At 58.4% G+C, this 15238-nt stretch carries 12 protein-coding genes and 4 tRNA genes; 3 read left to right on the top strand and 13 right to left on the bottom strand.

What is annotated here, in order from left to right:
- Positions 1–53 precede the first annotated feature (53 nt).
- The 7 genes from oadA to NLU14_RS02070 all read right to left on the bottom strand — a co-directional run bounded on the left by oadA (position 54) and on the right by NLU14_RS02070 (position 8759).
- Entirely contained in the window at positions 54–1850 is a 1797-nt protein-coding gene (gene oadA, locus NLU14_RS02100; RefSeq protein WP_275704500.1) for a sodium-extruding oxaloacetate decarboxylase subunit alpha, read from the bottom strand.
- A 21-nt stretch (positions 1851–1871) separates the two neighbouring features.
- Complete coding sequence (locus NLU14_RS02095) at positions 1872–3293, bottom strand: acetyl-CoA carboxylase biotin carboxylase subunit (RefSeq protein WP_275704499.1); 1422 nt, start codon at positions 3291–3293, stop codon at positions 1872–1874.
- 386 nt (positions 3294–3679) lie between these two features.
- Positions 3680–4012, bottom strand: a complete 333-nt coding sequence (locus NLU14_RS02090; protein ID WP_275704498.1) for a hypothetical protein — start codon at positions 4010–4012, stop codon at positions 3680–3682.
- A 91-nt stretch (positions 4013–4103) separates the two neighbouring features.
- Entirely contained in the window at positions 4104–6626 is a 2523-nt protein-coding gene (gene secD / locus NLU14_RS02085; protein WP_275704497.1) for a protein translocase subunit SecD, read from the bottom strand.
- Positions 6627–6697: 71 nt separating this feature from the next.
- Complete coding sequence (locus NLU14_RS02080; RefSeq protein ID WP_275704496.1) at positions 6698–7084, bottom strand: hypothetical protein; 387 nt, start codon at positions 7082–7084, stop codon at positions 6698–6700.
- A 159-nt stretch (positions 7085–7243) separates the two neighbouring features.
- Positions 7244–7320: transfer RNA gene (locus NLU14_RS02075), tRNA-Met, on the bottom strand.
- A 101-nt stretch (positions 7321–7421) separates the two neighbouring features.
- On the bottom strand, positions 7422–8759 hold the full coding sequence (locus NLU14_RS02070; RefSeq protein WP_275704495.1) for an acetyl-CoA C-acetyltransferase: 1338 nt from the start codon (positions 8757–8759) through the stop codon (positions 7422–7424).
- A 166-nt stretch (positions 8760–8925) separates the two neighbouring features.
- On the opposite strand from NLU14_RS02070, the gene NLU14_RS02065 reads away from it, so the two are divergent.
- The gene (locus NLU14_RS02065) at positions 8926–10332 is read left to right on the top strand and encodes a 3-oxoacyl-ACP reductase (RefSeq protein ID WP_275704494.1); all 1407 of its coding nucleotides are present in this window, start codon (positions 8926–8928) and stop codon (positions 10330–10332) included.
- A gap of 79 nt (positions 10333–10411) precedes the next feature.
- On the opposite strand, the gene NLU14_RS02060 is transcribed toward NLU14_RS02065, so the two are convergent.
- The 6 genes from NLU14_RS02060 to NLU14_RS02035 form a co-directional block, all read right to left on the bottom strand.
- A tRNA-Val gene (locus NLU14_RS02060) sits at positions 10412–10487 on the bottom strand.
- A 23-nt stretch (positions 10488–10510) separates the two neighbouring features.
- Positions 10511–10587: transfer RNA gene (locus NLU14_RS02055), tRNA-Asp, on the bottom strand.
- A gap of 69 nt (positions 10588–10656) precedes the next feature.
- Positions 10657–10732, bottom strand: a tRNA-Val gene (locus NLU14_RS02050).
- A 79-nt stretch (positions 10733–10811) separates the two neighbouring features.
- On the bottom strand, positions 10812–11057 hold the full coding sequence (locus tag NLU14_RS02045) for a hypothetical protein (RefSeq protein ID WP_275704493.1): 246 nt from the start codon (positions 11055–11057) through the stop codon (positions 10812–10814).
- Between the two features lie 87 nt (positions 11058–11144).
- Positions 11145–12053: a DUF2846 domain-containing protein gene (locus NLU14_RS02040; RefSeq protein WP_275704492.1), complete on the bottom strand. Its 909-nt coding sequence runs from the start codon at positions 12051–12053 to the stop codon at positions 11145–11147.
- 162 nt (positions 12054–12215) lie between these two features.
- On the bottom strand, positions 12216–13238 hold the full coding sequence (locus tag NLU14_RS02035) for a hypothetical protein (protein WP_275704491.1): 1023 nt from the start codon (positions 13236–13238) through the stop codon (positions 12216–12218).
- Positions 13239–13416: 178 nt separating this feature from the next.
- On the opposite strand from NLU14_RS02035, the gene purE reads away from it, so the two are divergent.
- Together purE and NLU14_RS02025 are read left to right on the top strand one after the other, a co-directional pair.
- Positions 13417–13908, top strand: coding sequence for a 5-(carboxyamino)imidazole ribonucleotide mutase (gene purE, locus NLU14_RS02030; RefSeq protein ID WP_275704490.1), 492 nt, complete (start codon positions 13417–13419; stop codon positions 13906–13908).
- A 173-nt stretch (positions 13909–14081) separates the two neighbouring features.
- Positions 14082–15200 (top strand): 5-(carboxyamino)imidazole ribonucleotide synthase, encoded by a 1119-nt coding sequence (locus NLU14_RS02025; RefSeq protein WP_275704489.1) that lies wholly within the window; start codon positions 14082–14084, stop codon positions 15198–15200.
- The last annotated feature ends 38 nt before the right edge of the window (positions 15201–15238 follow it).

Genomic DNA, 15238 nt, shown 5'->3' with positions numbered 1-15238 from the left:
GGGTTGCTCCCAACTGCAATGGAATGCCCGGGACGACCGTCCCGGGAGGCTGGTTATTCGATTTCGATCAGGCTCTCGCCGGGCGCAACACGATCGCCCTTGGCAATGCTAACCGCTTTGATAGTACCGGATTTGGTGGCCTTGACCTCTGTTTCCATTTTCATGGCCTCAATAATCAGCACCGGGTCGCCGGCGGATACCTTGTCACCTTCGCTGACCAGCACATCAACAATGTTGCCAGGCATGGTAGTGGTCACGTGGCCTTCACCGGTAGCCCTTGCGCGGCCACCCTTGCGGGTATTTTCAGACGCTTCACCCTGGGATTCCAGATGAATTTCCTCGGGCACGCCATCCACCGTCATGTAGAACCGGCGCTCGGTCTCACTCACCGGGTTGGCACCGGTCACGTGGATGTCGTAGCTTTCTCCGTGCACCGTAATGCGGAACTCGGTGGACACATTGCCTCCGGTTTTACCCGTGGCAATGGGTTCCAGCGCCTCCGGCTGCAGGGTGCCATCACGGCGTTGCTGCAAGTAGGTGCGGGCCTGATCCGGGAACATGGCGTAAGTGAGTACGTCTTCCTCGCTCTCCGCGAGATCCCCCACGTCTTTACGCAGTTCTGACAGTTCCCTGGGAATCAAGTTGGCCGGGCGCTCCTCGATCAGATCTTCCTTACCAACAGCCCGCCGTTGCAGTTGTGTATCCACCTCCGCAGGAGCCTTGCCATACCAACCCTGCATGTATTTCTTCACCTCATTGGTGATGGTGTCGTAACGCTTGCCTCCCAGCACATTGATCACCGCCTGGGTGCCGACGATCTGCGAGGTTGGTGTCACCAATGGCGGATACCCCAAATCCTTGCGCACTCGGGGGATTTCCTCGAACACGTCCTGAATCCGGTCCAGGGCGCCCTGCTCCTTGAGCTGATTGGCCAGGTTGGACATCATGCCACCGGGAACCTGGGACAGCAGCACCGAAGTATCCACCCCATTGTAGTCACTCTCGAACTGATGGTATTTCTTGCGAACCTCGCGGAAATGCCGGGTGGCTTTGTCCAGTAGCTCAAGGTTGAGGCCGGTTTCGTAGCCGGCGTCGTGCAGTGCGGCCACCAATGACTCCGTGGGCGGATGGCTGGTACCTCCCGCGAACGCCGACAGCGCTGTATCAATATGATCAACGCCCGCCTCCATTGCCGCCCACTGGCACATGGGCGCCATGCCGGAGGTGGCATGGGAGTGCAGGAACACCGGCAGCTTGAGGTTCTTCTTCAGGCCACTGACCAGCTCGGCGGTCACCGCTGGCGTCAGCAGGCCCGCCATGTCCTTGATGGCGATGCTGTCAGCCCCCATGTCAGCCATGGTTTGAGCCTGGGCCAGGAAGGTTTTCACGTCATGCACGGGACTGACCGTGTAACACAGCGTGCCCTGGGCATGCTTGCCAGCCTTTTTAACCGCCTTGATACTGGTTTCCAGGTTGCGCACGTCGTTCAGGGCGTCAAAAATCCGGAACACATCGATACCGTTTTCAGCGGCCTTTTCAACAAACGCTTCCACCACATCGTCGCCGTAGTGCCGGTATCCCAGCAGGTTCTGACCGCGTAACAGCATTTGCAGGCGGGTATTGGGCAGGGCCTTGCGTAAGGCGCGAAGACGCTCCCACGGGTCTTCCTTCAGGAACCGTACGCAAGCATCAAACGTAGCGCCACCCCAGCACTCCAGTGACCAATAGCCAGCCTGGTCCAGCCATTCACAGGCCGGCAACATATCTTCGGTGCGCATCCGCGTGGCGATCAGGGACTGGTGGGCGTCCCGCAGGATCACGTCGGTAATGTGGATCTTTCTCTTGCTCATGGATGTTCTCCAATATTCGTGTTACACGCCTGCCTGGGCGGCAATGGCGGCGGCAATGGCAGTTGCGACGGATTCCGGCCGGGACTTGTTGCTGTATTCCAGCAACTGGGGATTACGTTCAACAAAGCCGGTGTTGAAGGTGCCGGCCTGGAAATCAGGGTGATTGAGGATTTGCTGATAGTAAGGAATCGTGGTGTGCACCCCGTAGATGGCCATATCACTGAGTGCCCGGCGGGAACGGGCCACCAGTTCCGGCCATTCCCGTGCCCAGACAATCAGTTTTGCGCACATGGAGTCGTAGTACGGTGGTATCTCATAGCCCGTATACATGGCAGCATCCGTACGCACGCCCGGGCCGCCTGCGGAATAGTAGCGGCTGATGCGACCAAAGCTGGGTAGAAAGCCATTCTTCGGGTCTTCGGCATTGATCCGGAATTGCGCCGCAAAGCCGCGATAACTGATGTCCTCCTGGGAAAACTCCAGGGGTTCGCCCGACGCAATACGGATCTGCGCCTTGATGATATCGATGCCGGTGATTTCCTCGGTGATGGTGTGCTCCACCTGCACCCGCGTGTTCATTTCCATGAAGTAGAAGCTGTCATCGTGATCCAGCAGGAACTCGACGGTGCCGGCATTCACATAGCCGCATTGGCGGGTCACCTGGATGGCCAGTTCGCCGATGTATTCACGCTGTTCCTCACTCAATTGGGGAGACGGCGCCACTTCGATCAGTTTCTGGTTACGGCGCTGGATGGAACAGTCTCGCTCATACAGGTGCACCACATTGCCATGGTGGTCAGCGAGAACCTGCACCTCGATGTGGCGGGGCTCGATGATGCATTTCTCAAGGAAAACCTCGGCACTGCCAAAGGCCTTGGTGGCTTCGGAAATTACCCGCTCGTAGTTTTGCCGCAACTCCTTCTCATTGTCGCAGCGGCGGATGCCCCGGCCACCACCACCGGATGTGGCCTTCAGCATAACCGGGTAGCCAACGTCCGCCGCCTGGCGCACGGCATCTTCCACGTCGTCCAGGTTGCCTTCGGAGCCCGGTGTCACAGGTACCCCTGCGGCGATGGCGGTCTGACGGGCCTGAGTCTTGTCACCCATGGCACTGATCGCCTCGGATGACGGGCCGATGAAGGTGACTCCCCGCTGCTGGCAGATAGCTGCAAGCTCAGCGTTCTCGGAGAGAAAGCCGTAACCCGGATGTAGCGCATCACAGCCGGTTTCCACCGCCAGGTTCACCAGGTGATGGGGATTCAGGTAACCACTGAGCGGGTCCTTGCTGATCTGATAGGACTCATCCGCTTTCTTCACGTGCAGGGAGTACTGGTCCGCCTCTGAATAGACAGCGACGGAACGAATGTCCAACTCCTTACAGGCCCGCGCAATGCGAACGGCAATTTCGCCGCGATTGGCGATGAGCACTTTTTTAATGGCCATGGAAGCTTCCTTTAAATACTGGTCATTATCGGAAGAATGTTGCAACCCGCAACGGCAGGTTGCAACATTGCGAGGTTTACCCAGGGCTTTTCCGGACCGCGTGAACAATATCGGAGAACGACCTGATCCTCTGCCCCAACAGCGACAGCCTCCGTTACTAAAAGATAGTCCGAATGAAGCCCTTTGAAAATGGAAATTAATTCATCAACTTTCAGGCCCTGGAGCTTACCAATTTCCATCGTTGGCAAGCCGATATTTGGCGCCGGCAGACAAGGGCGCTTGAACGCTTGGTTGATTGCTCATGGCAATTCTCCTGACTAAAGATCATTTCGCCAGGCGCAACCTGCCTTCGTAAAGGTCAGGGAAGCCTGGGTCTTTGCAAATGTCTAAACCAGGGAAGGAGGGGCTTGTGACTTGCCGGGATAACTGAGAAGTCTTGTGGCGGGGGCCTCAAAGGCCAACTGGTGCAGGGCACTGGCATTCAGTGCCAGGGGAGGAAAGACGAATACGGGGGTCAACGAAGCGACATCGCCGGGAGAGGACGATCCCTCCGCAGATTCGGCGTTAGCCTGCCAATCGCTCAGGGCAACAGCGGTGGCAACCGGATCATCCTGGGCCGGAAGCGCAACCGCTACCGATGTCCAGACAACAAACACCAGGCCAAGCAACGCAATAAGGCTGCCCGGCAAACTGGCTTTGTATGTGGACTGATTTTTCATATTCCCGCTATTAGCCACCTAACTAATGTTGATACGTAATCTACCATCGCCCGGCCCCGCAGGGCAAAAACGGGTTCGCCAAACGTTGGCTTCACGCGATCTGCTCCAATTCTTTTCGGATGTCCTCAGCCGATGGGCGTAGTTGTGCCAATCCCTTGCGGGCGCGCCGCTGGCCCAGGTAATACAGAATCGATGACGCGATAAATACCGACGAACTGGTGCCGATCACGATGCCGAACAGCATGGGCAAGGCGAAACTCGCGACGGCCGCGCCCCCGGCGATGCCCATGGGCAGCAACGCCAGGAAAGTGGTCACCGAGGTGAACACGGTACGGGTCAGTGTTGACGATATGCTGTCGTTCAGCAATTCCAGCATCGGTCGCTCCGGCGTTCTCCGCAAATTTTCACGAATACGATCAAACACCACCACCTTGTCGTTGACGGAATAGCCGATCAGGGCAAGCAGTGCCGCTACGGCGGTCAGGTTGAACTCCACGCCGGCCAGGGCGAAGAAACCAATGGTCTTGGTGATGTCCAGCGCGATGGTCAGGGTCGCGGCCAGTGCGAAATGGGATTCAAACCGAACCCAGAGATACGCCAGCATTCCCGCGCCGGCCAGCAGAACCGCCAGAATCGTGGCATCACTGAACCCACCGCTGACTTTGGGCCCCACCATGTCGACCCGTGGAAACTCCGCGTCCGGTTGGGCCGAGGTCACTGCTGATTTGAGCGACGCCACCTGATCTGCTGTTGCCCCGGGCTCTCCCTGTGCAACAGGCAGGCGAACCAGGAAACGCCCGTCAGCACCGAACTCCTGGATGGCGGCTTCATCCAGGCCATGGTCCTGCAACGTGGTGCGCAATTGCTCCACCGTTGCTGTTCCGGCCTGCACCTCAACCACGGTACCCCCGGTGAAATCGACGCCGTATTTCAGTCCGGGCTGGACAAACAGACCAATGGCAGCCACCGACAGCACCGCCGACACCAGCAATCCGGTCATGCGGGCGCGCATAAAGTTCACGCCTCGCTCACTGAGCCGGTCCAGCCAGGCGATGCCGGAAATCACCAACGGCTCCCGGGCCCTGCCCCGGATACGCCACTCCATGATCAGCCGGGTAACCGCAATCGCGGTAAATAGGGAAGTCAGCAAACCAATACCAATGGTGACCGCAAAGCCCCTGACCGGCCCACTGCCCACCATGAACAGCAGGCTGACCGCAATCAGGGTGGTGACGTTGGAATCCAGGATGGTTGTGTAGGCCTTGCCAAACCCTTCCCTGAGAGCCATCCACGCAGGCTTACCCTTGCGGGACTCCTCCCAGATGCGCTCGTTGATCAGGATATTGGCATCCACCGCCATGCCGATGGTAAGAATAATCCCGGCGATGCCCGGCAACGTCAGGGTGGCGCCGAGCAGGCTCAACACCCCGAAGACCAGCCCTACGTTCACCGTCAGCCCCACACAGGCAATCAGCCCCCAACGTCCGTAGAGCCCCACCATAAAGGCGATCACCATGGCCGCCCCCAGCAAACCAGTGGTCAGCCCCATGGCGATGGCGTCACTGCCAAGATCAGGGCCAACCGTGCGCTCCTCCGCCACATGCAGCGGGGCGGGCAAGGCGCCAGCCCTTAGCAGCAGGGCCAGATTGCTGGCCTCTTTGGTTGTGAAGGCGCCGCTGATTTCACCACTGCCGCCGCCGATAACACTGCGAATAACCGGCGCCGTGATGACCTTGCCATCCAGCACGATGGCCAGGGCGCGGCCAATATTGTCCCGGGTCATGTCACCAAACAGGCGTGCACCTTCGTTGTCCAGCTTGAAATTGACAACCGGTTCGCTGGTGTCAGGATTAAACGCCATTTGGGCATCCCGGATACGCTCACCGGGCATGGCGACCCGTTTTTCCAACTGGTACCGACCTTCTCCGTTGGCGTCCGGAAGGGAGAATACAGCAACGCCCTCCCCCATCTCCCGCGCCACCCAATGGAAACTCATCTTCGCCGTTGTACCCAGTAACTTGCGGATTTCACTGGGATCGGCGACACCCGGCATCTGCACCAGGATACCGTCACTGCCCTGACGGGTAATGCTGGGGTCCACCAGGCCGGTTTCGTCGAGCCGCCTGCGCACCACTTCCAGGCTCCGTTCCACCGCATCCCGGGCCACATTCTCCCGCCAGGCTTCGGTCAGCGTCAGCACCAGCCGCCCACCATTCTGGTCAACGTCAAAGCGGCGCGAGCCATCGGGGGGTTCCCGGGCCAGCTTGCGGGCAAGGCTGGCCGCTTCGGACAACTGGTCGGATTGGCGCACCGGCACCTCAATACGGTCCCCGACCATCAGGGCCCTGCCATAGTGAATACCCGCCTCACGCAGGGTCCTGGCCAGCTCTTCGGCTATGGCCTGGCGCTCGCCGGAAAACAGGTCATCAAGGTCGGCCTGCAAAAGCAAATGGGAACCACCCTGCAGGTCCAGCCCCAGGGACACCGTGTTTTGCAGGTACCAGTCCGGTAATTTTCCGGACTGGTTGTGGGAAAGAAGATTCGGTAACGCGCTCAGTAACCCGAGTACTATCACCAGGCCGTATACCACGGCCCGTGAACGTAGTGATTTCATGGGTAATCCTCGAAGAAAACTTTGTTAACCGGAACGACAGTCGGAAAGACCCGCCGCGACAAAGTGGAGAATTACGCCAGGGGAGGTGCGCGCAGGAGGGGAATTACATAACGGCCGGCTAGCGGGAGATCGCCCGTTTCAACAGAGGAGACGCTGCCAATATCACGCTGACCAATCCAGATATCCGTGGAACCATTGCTCCACCACTGGGGAAAATCCCGGTCTCCATCAGCTGCGGCGCTTTCGTCATCGTTGTTACCAACCAGTGCCCTGACCGATTCATTGGGGCTGGCAACAACCAGATGATCCAGCGTGCTGATAAATCCATGGTTCAGGCGGGTTTCAGCGGCGTACTGATAGGTGAGGGATGAGAGAAAAGCAAGCAGCAACGCCAGCAGTGGAAGCACTACCAGAGGTGTTTGAATCCGTCGGCGGATGAGGTGATGCGTGTTGTTCATGTTGCTGTCCCAGGCTACAACATGAGTCTGGCGGGCGGACAGGAAATAGTCAACGGGGTTGGCAGGCCATGTATGGAAAATACCTAGCAGCGTGCTGGCGGGAGAATAAGCCGTTGCCAGAAAGCAGAAAGGCCAGCTAAAGCTGGCCTTTCCTGAAGATGGTAGCGGGGGCAGGATTCGAACCTACGACCTCCGGGTTATGAGCCCGACGAGCTACCAGACTGCTCTACCCCGCATCAAACTGGTTGTATCCCGGGGAAGGCCCCGATCAACGAGGTGCGCATAGTACGGGTAGAAACCTTGGCTGTCAAAGGGAAAAATTAAATTTTCCGTAGACTTACCGCTCCAGTATCGCAGTCACCCCCTGCCCGCCGGCGGCACAGATGGAGATCAGCCCGCGGCCGCTGCCTTTCTCTTCCAACAACTTCGCCAGGGTGGCAACAATACGCCCACCAGTGGCCGCGAAGGGATGGCCCGTGGCCAGGCTGCTGCCCTTCACGTTCAGTTTGCTGCGGTCAATGCTGCCCAGGGGCTTGTCCAGGCCCAGGCGGTCCTTGCAGAAGGCGGGATCTTCCCAGGCTTTCAGGGTGGAGAGCACCTGTGCGGCAAAGGCTTCGTGGATTTCGTAGAAGTCGAAATCCTGCAGGCTCAGCCCGGCTTTCTCCAACATGCGCGGCACGGCATAGGCCGGCGCCATCAGCAGGCCCTCTTTCTTGTCAACGAAGTCCACGGCGGCTACTTCGGAGAAGGTCAGGTAGGCCTTTACCTCCATGTTGTTTGCCTTGGCCCACTCTTCGCTGGCCAACAGCACACAGGAGGCACCATCGGTCAGCGCCGTGCTGTTGGCGGCGGTCATGGTGCCGTTGTCCCGGTCGAACACGGGCTTGAGCGTCGCCAGTTTCTCCAGGGTAGTGTCCGGGCGCAGGATATTGTCCTTCTCCAGCCCCGCCAGTGGCGTCATCAGGTCCTTGAAGAAACCTTCCTCATAAGCCGCAGCCAGTTTCTGGTGGCTTTCATAGGCCAGCTTGTCCTGCTCGTCACGGGGAATGGACCATTCATGGGCGGTGATCTGGCAATGGCCACCCATGGACAGGCCGGTTCTGGGCTCTCCGTTTTGCGGAATTTCCGGTTTCAGGTAGCCGGGGCGGAAACGGCTCAGTGCTCTCAGGCGCTCGCCGGTCGTCTTGGCGCGATTCAAGTCCAGCAGGATTTCCCGCAGGCCCTCCCCCACGCCAATCGGCGCATCGGAGGTGGTGTCGGTGCCGCCGGCAATACCGCACTCAATCTGCCCCAGGGCGATCTTGTTCGCCACCAGGATGGCCGCTTCCAGGCCGGTGCCACAGGCCTGCTGGATATCATAGGCGGGCGTTTCCGGCGCCAGGCCGCTGCTGAGCGCAGACTCCCGCGTCAGGTTAAAATCCCTGGAATGCTTGATGACCGCACCAGCGACAACCTCTCCAACGCGCTGCCCCTGCAACCCGAAGCGGTCAACCAGCCCCCGCAGTGCACTGGTTAGCAATTCCTGATTGCTGACTTTGCTGTACGCCGTATTGGAGCGGGCAAAAGGTACCCGGTTACCGCCGATAATAGCGACGCGGCGGATACCGCTTTTGGCGGCCGGGGCCTTCTTTGCCGTCGATGTTTTCTTTTGGGTGCTTTTCGGTGCCTGTGCCATGATGAAGTCCTGTTTAAACGAGTGTATCCGTTGCGTTGCAGTCTAGCGCCAACCGGGCGCGGCTCATTGGCATCCCTGACAACCGTCACAGAGCGTTGAGTCAATCCAAAAGCTGCCCGATTCTTTAACCTGTACGCCGATATTCGTTTCGCAAAAGGAAAATGCCATGTCTGACCTTTACCTCAAGTTCGTCAATACCTCTGTGGGCAAGACCGCCGCCCAGTCCCTGGGGCTTCCCGCGCCAGTGCCCCTGAAACGCTGGAAGCGCGCCGACCAGCCATTTATCGAGGGCGACGTACTGATCGGCGCCGCCAATGGCAGCAAAGCCATTGCCGCGGTTGGCGGTGTGCTGGGCGCCAGTGCCGCGAAACTCTTCCATGCCAGTGCTGTGGATACTCTGAACGATTCTTCCAAAAGCGGCAACAAGGCCGAAGCCCTGCCCCTGAATGCCGACATTGACCGCAAGTTCTCTGCCCTGGTGTTCGATGCCACCGGCATGAAAGACACCACCGACCTGAAAGCGGTTTACGAGTTTTTCCACCCTACCATCCGCAAGTTGGCTGGCAATGGCCGGGTACTGGTTATCGGGCAGGACCCCGCCACCTGTCGCCAACCGGCCAAGGCGGCGGCGCACCAGGCACTGGAAGGCTTCGTGCGTAGCGTTGGCAAGGAAGTGGGCAAGAAAGGCTCTACCGCAAACCTGCTGTGGATGGCGCCCGGCGCCGAGCAACAACTGGACTCCAGCGTGCGATTCTTCCTGTCGCCCCGGTCCGCCTACGTGTCTGGCCAGGTAACCCGCATCGGCAAGGGGACGGTCGCACCTGCCACCAATCCGGTCGCACCGCTGACCGGGAAAGTCGCGTTGGTAACGGGCGCCTCCCGGGGCATTGGCGCTTCCATTGCCGAAACCCTGACCCGGGACGGTGCCACCGTGATTGGTCTGGACATCCAGCCAGCCATGGAAGACCTGCAGAAAGTCATGGGGCCGCTCAAGGGCAAGGCGCTGGCGTGCGACATTACGGACGAGAAGGCGCCAAAACAGATTGCGGACTTCGTGAAGGAGCACTTCGAAGGCATTGATCTGGTCATCCACAACGCCGGCATCACCCGCGACAAAACCCTGGGCAATATGCCGGAGCACTTCTGGAACATGACCATTGCAGTCAACCTGACGGCCGAGGAACTGATTGATGAGGAACTGATGCACCAGGAGTTGCTGCGGGAAAACGGCCGCATCGTCTGCATTTCCTCCATCAGCGGCATTGCCGGCAACTTTGGCCAGACCAACTATTCCACCGCCAAGTGCGGCGTGATCGGCTATGTGGAGGCAATGGCAAAACAGGTGAAGAACGGTGTGACCATCAACGCCATCGCGCCCGGTTTCATCGAAACCCAGATGACCGCCGCCATGCCGATCACCATCCGCGAAGCCGGTAGGCGCATGAACAGCCTGTCCCAGGGTGGTTTGCCGATAGACGTGGCAGAAGCGATTGCGTGGTATTGCAATCCAGCATCGAATGGCGTGAACGGGAACGTTGTCCGGGTATGCGGGCAGTCGTTGATTGGGAAGTAAGAGGTGTAGGTCGGATTAGGCGCAGCCGTAATCCGACAACCCAAAGTATCGGGTTAGAAACACATCTTTGAGGGAAAAATGGTGGGTGGTACTGGGATCGAACCAGTGACCCTCGCCTTGTAAGGGCGATGCTCTCCCAGCTGAGCTAACCACCCGGGATCTGGAAATCAACAAAAAATGGCGGAGCGGACGGGACTCGAACCCGCGACCCCCGGCGTGACAGGCCGGTATTCTAACCAGCTGAACTACCGCTCCGCATCAATCCCGACCTGGACGGCCTTTGGGATCTGAAACCGGGCGGGGTGGCCCGGTGATGCTGAAAAGTGGTGGGCGGTACTGGGATCGAACCAGTGACCCTCGCCTTGTAAGGGCGATGCTCTCCCAGCTGAGCTAACCGCCCACTTTCACAGCACACTGGTGAGTCAGCGTTGCTGTCTCGACCAAGTGAGACGCGCATTTTAAGCATTTGTTCGGCGGTGTCAAATTTTTTCCCGGATTTTTCTGGTGGCCTTCTGCCCGGCCTGTTTTGCCTTGCGATTGAGCGACAACTCACTGACCCTTGACTTGCGGTCCTCAGGCAGGGCTTTTTCAGCCAGCGAGCAATTCAGGTTGTCCAGGCGCTTTCTGAGATCGTCCATTCGGTGGCCGGCGTTTTCAAGCGCACCGGGGATTATGTCCCCGGAAAGCCGGCGCAAGGTCTGTTGTAGTGAATCTCTTAGCGACATAATCCCGCAATCCTCTGAATAACGACTACCAACAGTCTAGTAACCGAAGCCGGAAACAACAATTCACAGGGGGCCAGATTTGTAGCCTCAGAACATCCACCATCCTCCACCGGATTCCGCTTCTTCCCGGCGCTCCCGCTCCTTTTCCAGCGTAGCGTAGTTCCTCTCCAGTTCACGCTGCTTGCGGTCACTTTCCAGAGGCACTTCGGGGCCGCCACCGAAGGGCCAGTACCAGGGCGCCTCGTCGTATTTGCCTTCGGCCTTCAAGCGCTCGATTTCTGCTTCCCGCTCCTCTTCCAGCAACGCCAGATTGCGCTCATAGTTGGCGTCCTCGTTTACCTCAACGATGGAGGTTGCAGCATGGTTCGGAGCCAGCAGATCGCTGTTCAGGAAACGCGTGGAGACAATCTCTCCGGCCTGCATGGCGTAGTCCCGGCTCACCAGTTGCAGATCGCCAGACGTCAGGGGGTGGTCTTCGGCCAGCGCTGGGTGGTTGCTGTCCGGCTCTTCCAGCTCGTTGTAGCGCAGGTAATAGATTTGGCCAGGCTCCACCTCCAGGGTGGCATCCGCGATCAGGCTCAGGCTGAACGAATTCAGCCCTTCCAGCCCCAGCAACGGCCGTCGGATGGCGATATGACGCTCTCCGGGGGCAACTTCCAGCCAGGTAAAGGCGTCATTGCGGATATTGAAGTAATGATGGTCGTCAATGTAGACACTGGGCGCCTCGATCTCATCGGCGGCCCACTGGGAATGGGTGCGATAAAAGTAGAGAACCGCATTGCTGCGATCCCACTGGTCATTGCCAATATGGACAAAATCATGCCCGGATACCGGATGCAGGAACGAGCCCACGCTTTTACCAATAGACTGGTACACCGTGCAGCCGGAACCAAGCACCAGCAGAAACGCCACACACACGGCCGTCAGGGGCCGGGAAAGACCGGAAACGGGAAACCGGGGGACAAATATTCTGGTGACAGGAAATCGGGTTTTCATTGTTGTTCACTCTTCATCCTTTCTCGAGTTGCCCCGATCATAGCAACTGCAAACTCGCGGAACTGAGAGCTACCGCAAGGGATGAATACAAACTGTTACAAAGCACAGTCGAGCCCCGCTGGGCTGACTGTGCCTTAACGTCTTACAGGATCTCCGGCCGAATTATTGCCCGGATACCTGCGAGCGCAGATCGTTGACCTCTTCAGACAACCGAATCAGCCTCGACGTCAACTGGGCCCGCGACGAATCAATGGCCGATACGGTTTCCCTGAGCCCTGCCAGGTCCTTGCGAACCGCGTCCAACTGGCCGCCGCTGGAGAGATTGTTGGTGGCTCTCTCCAACGCCGCAATCCGGCTCTCCAGACCGTCAATAGTCAGGTCCTGCTCACGTTCAAACCTCAACAACTGGCGTTCCACCATCTTGTCGACGCCAGCGAGGGACTCGTCCAGTTTCGTCAATCTCGAGGCATTTTCCTGGCCGGTTTCGCGAACGGCAGTCAGCTGTCGTTCCAGGTCTGACCGGACTTCGTCCAGCCTGGTCGAAACCGTGGTTTCCAATTTTTCAACAGATGCCGACAAGGCTTCACGCTCATTCTTGCCGCTGTCTACCTCCGCGCGTAACGACTCAAGTCGGGCTTCATGGTCATCCAGCTGCTTGCGGTTGCGATCATTGGCCACGCCCCAGAGCTTACGGATTTCGCTGTCTGCCGTATCCAGGCGCTCATTCTGGGTAGCCAGGGTTTCTTCAATGGATTGCCCCTTTTCCTGAAGGTTCTCCCCGGTCTCGGAAAGCTCGCCCTCAAATCGCGCCAGCGCCAGCTTGCTCTGACGGGCCCAGTAATCGGCCTCTTCCAACTGTCCTTCCAGCATCTCGATACGCTGCTCCTGCTGATACCAGCCAGCCCCGGCAGCTCCGGCAACAATCAACAGGCCAATCGCCAGCATTGCACCACGGCCGGAACCACCTCCCCCGGATGACTTCCGGGTTTTCCCTGCGGGTTTGCCGGGGCCGCCGTTGCCGGGGCCGCCGTTGCCAGCGCCGCCTGCAGTCTGCGCGCTGGCTTTTCTGGCCGCTGCCGGTTTGTCTCCTGCCTGCGGTTCCCTCTGGGCAGAAAGCCCCTCTTCCGGTTTATTCCCGGCCTTGCCGGTACGTACTTCATCATCATCTGGACGGATCGGTTCCATAACAGCTCCGGGATATGGACGGTAACGGTAACAAGGCCTGATAATACCCGTACCTAGCGACACAGCAAAATGAAGGCCAGGAAAGATGGCAGGATAAGGCCGCGCACCATCGTCTGTTTGCATGGTTCCGGGGCCTTACATACAATGTCCGGCTTTCTCACACACAGGACTGTTGCATATGCAGCCGCTTGTAGGACTCATCATGGGCTCGAAGTCTGACTGGCCCACCATGGAACACGCCGCCGAGATGCTCGACAAACTGGGCGTGCCTTACGAGACGAAAGTTGTCTCTGCCCACCGCACCCCGGACTTGCTCTTCGACTACGCCAAGACCGCCTCCGACCGCGGCCTGAAGGTGATCATCGCCGGCGCTGGCGGCGCTGCCCATCTGCCGGGCATGGTTGCTTCACAGACGTCATTGCCGGTGCTCGGTGTTCCTGTCCAGTCCAAGGCGCTTAACGGTCTTGATTCGCTGCTGTCTATCGTACAGATGCCCGGTGGCATCGCAGTAGGTACTCTGGCCATTGGCAAAGCCGGTGCTACCAATGCAGGCCTGCTGGCGGCGCAGATCATCGGAACGTTCAAGGAAGATGTCCGTAAGGCAGTCGATGAATTCAGAGCAACCCAGACACAAACGATCCTGGACAATCCTGATCCTGACGATCAGTGAATCCAACTCCATATTCGGCTGAGCGGGTCGGGGCAGGCTTTCCAAAACTGTGCGGAGCCATGGATGGCGGAGCTCAAGCGCCACAGGGATGTGCTTGAGCGTGTTTTGGAAAGCCTGCCCCGACCCGCTCACAACACCGAACTTTGCAGATGCCTAATGGCAGGAGATAACGAATGAGAATTGGTGTTTTAGGGGCTGGACAGCTTGGACGCATGCTGGCGTTGGCTGGGTACCCGCTGGCCAAGACGTTTGTCTTCTATGATATGTCGGGTAGTCCCAGTGCCGGGCTGGGTGAAGTCATTATTGACCGAGATGGCCAATATCTGGATGACTTCATTTCCCGGGTAGATCGGGTTACCTACGAGTTCGAACACTTACCGGTTGATGTAGCAGCGCGAATCGCCAAGGAAAAACCGGTTCATCCCTGCCCCCGTGCATTGCAGGTTTGCCAAAACCGCGAAATGGAGAAAACCCTATTCGGCGAGCTCGGCATCCCAACACCACAGTGGAGAATTGCGGACAGTGCAGAATCACTGCAAGCCGCCGCTGAAGAGCTTGGCTGCCCGGTTGTCGCCAAATCCAACACTGAGGGTTATGACGGCAAGGGGCAAGCAGTTCTTCGTTCACCGGAAGAAGCCGCAGCGGCCTGGCAATCCATCGGTCATCCACGCCTGATTGTCGAAAAGTTCGTCGAGTTCCGCCGTGAAGTATCGATTATCGCCGTTCGTGCCGAGGACGGCGAACTGGCGTTTTACCCCATGGCGGAAAACGCTCACCACGAAGGCATTTTGCGCTATTCCATCGCACCAGCGCCGAAGCTTGAAAAGCATGTTCAGGAAGACGCCGAGCGTTACATCAAGGCGCTGTTGAACGAGCTGAATTATGTGGGCGTACTGACGCTGGAGTTGTTTGAAACCGCCGACGGGCTGGTTGCCAATGAAATGGCGCCGAGGGTGCACAACTCCGGCCACTGGACCATTGAAGGCGCGATGACAAGCCAGTTCGAAAATCATATTCGCGCGGTGAGCGGCCACCCGCTCGGCAACACAGCCCCCCGCGGCGTCAGCTGCATGATCAACATCATTGCCGAGCATGGTGACATTGAACGAATCCTCGAACTGCCTTACGCTCATGTACACCTCTACAATAAAGGCGAGCGTCCGGGGCGGAAACTGGGTCATGTGACCGTTCTGGCGGACAGCTACGAAGAATTGGTATGGCGGGTTAAAAACTGCGCCCAGTTTTTGCCCGGTAGTCCTGAGTTCAACAGTACGCTCACGGCAAGGGGTTGATATAACTCAAAGCGCCCCTATATTTATGGTTTACATCC

Source organism: Marinobacter iranensis (genome assembly GCF_029207565.1).
GTDB classification, from domain to species: domain Bacteria; phylum Pseudomonadota; class Gammaproteobacteria; order Pseudomonadales; family Oleiphilaceae; genus Marinobacter; species Marinobacter iranensis.
The sequence above is the reverse complement of the archived record's forward strand: the minus strand, read 5'-3'. Positions and strand labels throughout refer to the sequence as shown.